7 protein-coding genes are annotated in these 6,106 nt (G+C 67.1%); 6 read left to right on the top strand and 1 reads right to left on the bottom strand.

Annotation, left to right across the window (positions count from 1 at the left end):
- From Q0U08_RS16840 to rpoN, 6 genes are all read left to right on the top strand, one after another.
- Window positions 1–261, top strand: a 261-nt coding sequence (locus Q0U08_RS16840; RefSeq protein ID WP_298092754.1) for a hypothetical protein, incomplete at its 5' end; no start/stop codon positions are given.
- 246 nt (window positions 262–507) lie between these two features.
- A complete protein-coding gene (locus tag Q0U08_RS16835; protein WP_298092753.1) occupies window positions 508–1,128 on the top strand; it encodes a ribonuclease D in 621 nt (206 codons plus the stop codon).
- A gap of 14 nt (window positions 1,129–1,142) precedes the next feature.
- The gene (lptC, locus tag Q0U08_RS16830; RefSeq protein WP_298092752.1) at window positions 1,143–1,769 is read left to right on the top strand and encodes an LPS export ABC transporter periplasmic protein LptC; all 627 of its coding nucleotides are present in this window, start codon (window positions 1,143–1,145) and stop codon (window positions 1,767–1,769) included.
- 18 nt (window positions 1,770–1,787) lie between these two features.
- Window positions 1,788–2,351 carry an LptA/OstA family protein gene (locus Q0U08_RS16825; protein WP_298092750.1) on the top strand — a complete coding sequence of 188 codons (564 nt, stop codon included), beginning with the start codon at window positions 1,788–1,790 and terminating at the stop codon, window positions 2,349–2,351.
- 48 nt (window positions 2,352–2,399) lie between these two features.
- Window positions 2,400–3,197, top strand: coding sequence for an LPS export ABC transporter ATP-binding protein (lptB, locus tag Q0U08_RS16820; protein ID WP_298092748.1), 798 nt, complete (start codon window positions 2,400–2,402; stop codon window positions 3,195–3,197).
- Between the two features lie 45 nt (window positions 3,198–3,242).
- Window positions 3,243–4,721, top strand: a complete 1,479-nt coding sequence (gene rpoN, locus Q0U08_RS16815; protein ID WP_298092747.1) for an RNA polymerase factor sigma-54 — start codon at window positions 3,243–3,245, stop codon at window positions 4,719–4,721.
- A 79-nt stretch (window positions 4,722–4,800) separates the two neighbouring features.
- Here rpoN and Q0U08_RS16810 read toward each other — a convergent pair whose 3' ends face one another.
- A complete protein-coding gene (locus tag Q0U08_RS16810; protein WP_298092756.1) occupies window positions 4,801–6,102 on the bottom strand; it encodes a cystathionine gamma-synthase family protein in 1,302 nt (433 codons plus the stop codon).
- Window positions 6,103–6,106: the final 4 nt, after the last annotated feature.

The following is a 6,106-nucleotide window of genomic DNA, read 5'->3' as shown; positions in this document are numbered from 1 at the left end:
GCCGAAGCCACCGCCACCGAAGCCGCCGCGACCACCGCCGCCGCCGCCAAAGCGGTCACCACCGCCAAAGCCGCCGCGATCTTCAAAACCGCCGCCGAAGCCGCCGCCGAAATCGTCGCCGCCGCCGCCGAAGCTGTCGCGCTTGTCACGCCCACGTCCGCCACGATGCCCGCGGCTGCCTTTGTCGAAACTCATAAGCCCTATTCGTCTTCCCGGTTCGCCCGCAAATCCAATCCTGAAAAACCGAGCGCCGGACGATAGCGCGGTTTTTCGGCGCCGAATCTTTTGCGCCTTATCTCCAGCCATAGCGCACAACGCCACGTCTCGCGAATAAATTCGTGCGCGTTCCTGTCATTTCGCTGAATAAACGATGCTTTGTTGCTCCCACGGCACAATCTGCATTGATGTTTTTCGCGAATTTTCGATTGCAGCGTGCCGATTGCTGTCCATCGTGCCGGGCGCAGACCGGCATTGAGCCGGCGCCGTCGCGGCGCTAGGGCAGGATGCATGACCGTTCACCTGCACGAAGAAGACATTCCCGCCGACCTGTTCGCAACCGGCGCCGCCATTGCGGTAGATACCGAGACGATGGGATTGATCACGCCGCGCGACCGGCTTTGCGTGGTGCAACTGTCCGACGGCGGCGCGGACGAGCATCTGGTGCGCTTCGGCCCGGCCAGCGACTATGCCGCGCCCAATCTGCGCGCATTGCTGGCCGACCCCGACCGGTTGAAGCTGTATCACTTCGGCCGGTTCGATATCGCGGCGATCCGGCACTATCTGGGCGTGGTCGCAGGGCCGGTATATTGCACCAAGATCGCGTCGCGGCTGGTGCGGACCTATACCGATCGGCACGGGCTGAAGGAGCTGGTGCGCGAGTTGCTGGGGCAGGAGCTGTCCAAGGCGCAGCAATCGTCCGATTGGGGGGCGCCCGAACTTTCCGAGGCGCAAAAGGAATATGCCGCCTCCGACGTGCGTTACCTGCACCGGTTGAAGGCTGAACTGGACCGGCGGCTGGTGCGCGAAGGACGGACGGAGATCGCGCAGGCGTGCTTCGACTTCCTGCCGGTGCGCGCCGAACTCGATCTGGCCGGCTGGCCCGAGATCGATATCTTCGCCCACGCCTGAGGGAGCGCATAGCCATGTCCGCCATCGCCGAGCGCGAACGTTCGCAGCGCCAGATCTGGGCGGCGCCGGGCAGCCGGCATGACCGGGTGATCGCGGTGGCGCGGTGGCTGTTGCCGGCGTTGATCGGGGTGCTGGCGGCGTTTCTGGTGATGGCGCCGGTCTATTCGTCGGGCGATGTGTCGTTCGTGCTCGACAAGAACAAGGTCGAGGTGGCGCAGGAGCGTTTGAAGATCCAGGCGGCGCAGTATCGCGGGCAGGATACGAAGGGGCAGCCGTTCGAGCTGACCGCGGGATCGGCGTTGCAACGGAGTTCGGCCGAGCCGGTGGTGCAGTTGCGCCAGCTTGCCGCCGAGATCAGGCTGAGCGACGGCCCGGCGAGCATTCGTGCCAATACCGGGCGTTATGACATGCGCACCGAGCAGGTGCGGCTGGACGGGCCGCTGAACGTCCAGTCCGAGGGCGGATATTCGCTGCAAACCCGCGATGCGACGGTGGACCTGCATCAGCGGACGCTGGAGAGCGGCGGTGCGGTGACCGGGCGCACCAAACAAGGCACGTTCAGCGCGAACAAGCTGCGCGCCAATCTGGAGGACAGAACGGTAACGCTGGACGGCAATGCCCGCTTGCGGATCGTGCCGTAAAGGCCGAGATAGCGCGCCATGCAGACGCACCTCGCATCCGTCCTTCTGGCCCCCGTTCTCTTGACGGTGACCGCCGCGCTGGCGGTGCCCGCCGTCGCGCAGCAGCGACACAATAGTCGCGCGCCGATCGACTTCGGGGCGGACCATATCGAGTTGCAGGACAAGGCGAACCGCGCGGTGCTGGTCGGCAATGTCGCGGTGCGCCAGGCAGAGATGACGCTGAACGCCGCGCGGATGACGGTGGCCTATACCGGCCAGGTGATCGGGGGTAATCCACAGGTGTCGCGGCTGGACGCGTCGGGCAGCGTCGTCGTGCGCCGTCCGGACCAGACCGCGCGCAGCCAGTACGCCATCTATGACCTGAACCGCCGCGTCATCACGATGCTGGGCGGCGTTTCGCTGACCCAGGGCGGGAACACGGTGAATGGCGGGCGGCTGACGATCAACATGGATACCGGCCGCGCGGTGATCGACGGTTCGGCGGTGGCCGGCGGCGGCAACAATGGTTCGGCGGCGCCGGACGGCACGACGCGGACGAACGGCCGGGTGACCGGCACCTTCTCGGTACCCGATCGCAACTGATCGTCGGATTTGCAGGCGTGCGACGCCGGCCGTAAAGGAGCCGATGTGATGGACCAGACAGACGCTCCCGATACGATCCAGCAGGCGCGTTCAACGCCCGAGCCGATCGCCGAGCCGCCGGTGTCGCGCGGGCTGCAGGTGGTGTCGATCGCCAAGAGCTACGACAAGCGGGTCGTGCTGACCGACGTATCGGTATCGGTCGGGCGCGGCGAGGTGATTGGCCTGCTCGGGCCGAACGGCGCGGGCAAGACGACCTGCTTCTATTCGGTGATGGGACTGGTGAAGCCCGATTCGGGTCGCATCATGCTGGACGGCGACGATATCACCGGCCTGCCCATGTATCGGCGTGCGGTGCTGGGGCTGGGCTATCTGCCGCAGGAAACCAGCATCTTTCGCGGGCTCTCCATCGAGAAGAACATCCTGACGGTGCTGGAGCTGTCCGAGCCCGATCCCAGGGCACGGGCGGAGAAGCTGGACCGGCTGCTGGAGGAGTTCGGGCTGACGCGGCTGCGCGCCGCCCCCGCCATGGCGCTGTCGGGTGGCGAGCGGCGGCGCGCGGAGATCGCGCGGGCGCTGGCCGCGGACCCGTCGATCATGCTGCTGGACGAGCCGTTCGCGGGCATCGATCCGATCTCGATCGCCGATATCCGCGATCTGGTGAAGGATCTGAAGCGCCGGGACATCGGCGTTCTCATCACCGATCACAATGTCCGCGAAACGCTGGACATCGTCGACCGCGCCTACATCATCTACGATGGGCGCGTGCTGTTTACCGGATCGCCCGCCGAACTGGTCGCCGATGCCAATGTGCGGCGGCTGTATCTGGGCGAGGGCTTCTCGCTGTAGCGCGATGGCGGCAGGCGGCCTCCTTCCCCTGCCATGGCGGCGCGGATGAGCCTCGCGCCCCGCCTCGATATTCGTCAAAGCCAGTCGCTGGTGATGACGCCGCAGTTGCAGCAGGCGATCAAGCTGCTGACGCTGTCCAACCTGGAGATCGAGGCGTTCATCGCCGACGAGGTGGAGCGCAACCCGCTGCTGGAGGCGCCCGCCACCGACGAGGTGGTGCGACCCGAACGCGTCGAGCGGGAGGCACCTGCGGGCGCGGACGAACTGGTGGCGGGTACGGCACCGGCCGAGGACCGTGCGCTCGACCTGGATTACGCCACCGAAAGCCACCAGCAGGACAGCGTGAGTGATGGCGGCGCGGCGCTGGACGGCGCGCTGGGCCTGAGCGGCGGTAGCGGGGCGACGATGGGGGGCGAGGCGCCCGATCTGGACACGCTGGCGGATGGCGAGATCAGCCTGGCCGAGCATCTGGGCGCACAGGCGGCGGTGGCGGTGGCGGGCGCCGACGGGTTCATCGCGGCGCATCTGATCGACCAGATCGACGAGGCAGGGTATCTGACCGTGTCGACCGCCGAGATCGCCGGGCGGCTGGGCGTCAGTGTGGCGCGGGTGGAGGCGGTGCTGGCGATCGTGCAGACGTTCGACCCGACGGGCGTCGGCGCGCGGGATCTGGGCGAATGCCTGGCCATCCAGGCGCGCGAGGCGGACCGATATGATCCGTGCATGGCGCGGCTGCTGGATCATCTGGACCTGCTGGCGCGGGGCGACCTGGGTCGGTTGAAGCGCATCTGCGGCGTCGATGACGAGGATATGGCGGACATGATCCGCGAGCTGCGCGGTTACGATCCCAAACCCGGATGCCGCTATGGCGGGGAGGCGATGCAGGCGGTGGTGCCCGACCTGTTCGTCGCCCGCACCAGCAATGGCTGGGGGATCGAACTGAATGTCGCGACCCTGCCGCGGGTGCTGGTCAACCGGCGTTATTATCACGAGCTGTCGCATGGGCCGCAGGACAAGGCGTCCAAGGCATGGCTGAACGACTGCCTGGCGAGCGCCAACTGGCTGGTGAAGGCGTTGGACCAGCGGCAGCGCACGATCATCCGGGTGGCGACCGAGATCGTGAAACAGCAGGAAGCGTTCTTCCTGCACGGCGTGGCGCACCTGAAGCCGCTGACGCTGGCGAAGGTGGCCGAGGCGATCGAGATGCACGAATCGACCGTCAGCCGGGTGACGAGCAACAAGTATCTGAGCTGTGCGCGCGGGCTGTTCGAGCTGAAATACTTCTTCACCTCGGCGATCCAGGCGGCGGACGGGGGCGATGCGGTGTCGGCGGAGGCGGTGAAGAGCGCGATCCGGGCGCTGATCGCGCAGGAGGGGGCCAAGATCCTGTCCGACGATACGCTGGTCGAGCTGTTGCAGGCCAAGGGCTTCGACATCGCGCGGCGGACGGTGGCCAAGTACCGGGAGGCCCTGGGGATCGGCAGTTCGGTGCAGCGGCGGCGGGCGCGGGCGCTGGCGGGGTAGGTGCGGGGCCGCCAAGCACGCGTAGCACTGCTGGTCTGCCCCTCACCCCACACTCCTCTCCCCGAGGGGAGAGGGTACGTTAGATCGCGGCCAGAGCCTGCTCGAAGTCGGCGATGAGGTCGTCGGCATCCTCCACGCCGATCGAGATGCGGACGAGGTTGTCGGTGATGGCGAGCGCGGCCTTGCGGTCGTCGGGGACGGAGAGGTGGGTCATCGCCGCCGGATGGCTGGCAAGCGTTTCGGTGCCGCCGAGGCTGACCGCGAGCTTGGCGATGCGCAGCGCGTCGAGGAAGCGGAACGCCTCCGCCTCGCCGCCCTTCAGGTAGAGCGAGAAGGTGGAGCCGGCGCCGGTGCAGTGGCGGTCGTAGATGTCCTGCTGGCGCGGGTCGGCGATGAAGCCGAGATAGCCCATGCGTTCGACCTTGGGGTGGTCGCGCAAATAGGCGCAGACCTTGGCGGCGTTCTCGCCGGCGCGGCTCATGCGGAGTTCGAGCGTCTCCAGGCTGCGGAGCAGCATCCAGGCGGTGTTGGGATCGCAGATCGTGCCGATGGTGTTGCGCATCGACCGGATCGTGTTGATCAGCGTCTTGCTTCCTAGCACGCCGCCGGCGACGAGGTCCGAATGGCCGCCGGCATATTTGGTGAGGCTGTAGACGACGAGATCGGCGCCGTGGCGCAGCGGCTGTTGCCAGAGCGGCCCGAGGAAGGTGTTGTCGATCGCGATCGGTGGCTTGTCGTCACCGGGGAAGCGGGCGTTCCGGGCGGCGACCACCGCCTCGATATCGACCAGCACGTTGGTGGGGTTGGCGGGGCTTTCCAGATAGATGAGCGCGATGCGGCCGTCACCGGCGCGAGCCAGTACCGCCTCGATCTCCTCGCGGGTGGCGCCGGCGGGGAAGTCGAGCCATTTCACCCCGAAGCGACCGAGGACGCGGCCGATCAGCGTTTCGGTGGCGGCGTAGAGCGGGCCGGAATGGATGATGGTATCGCCCGGCTGGACCAGCGACAGGAACAGCGTGGCGATCGCGGCCATGCCGCTGGAAAAGGCGAGCGCATCCTCCGCCTCTTCCCAGATCGCGAGGCGATCTTCGAGGATTTCCTGGTTGGGGCCGTTGAAGCGCGAATAGACGAGGCCCTCCGCGCCGCCGGGGCGCTTGCCGGTCACGCCCTCGAAATGCCGTTTGCCGGCGGCGGCATTGGGGAAGACGAAGGTGGAGGTGAGAAAGATCGGGGGCTTGAGCGCGCCTTCCGACAGGGTCGGGTCGTAGCCATGGCCCATCATCATCGTCGCGGGTTTCAACCGGCGATCGCCGAGCGTGCGGGGTTCCGCTTTGGGCGGATTGGGCTGGGGCGTGCCGGTGAGATCGGATTCGTCGGGCATGCAC

The organism is uncultured Sphingomonas sp. (assembly GCF_946477935.1).
Classification (GTDB): Bacteria; Pseudomonadota; Alphaproteobacteria; order Sphingomonadales; family Sphingomonadaceae; genus Sphingomonas.
This window is presented reverse-complemented; position numbering and strand designations above follow the sequence as displayed.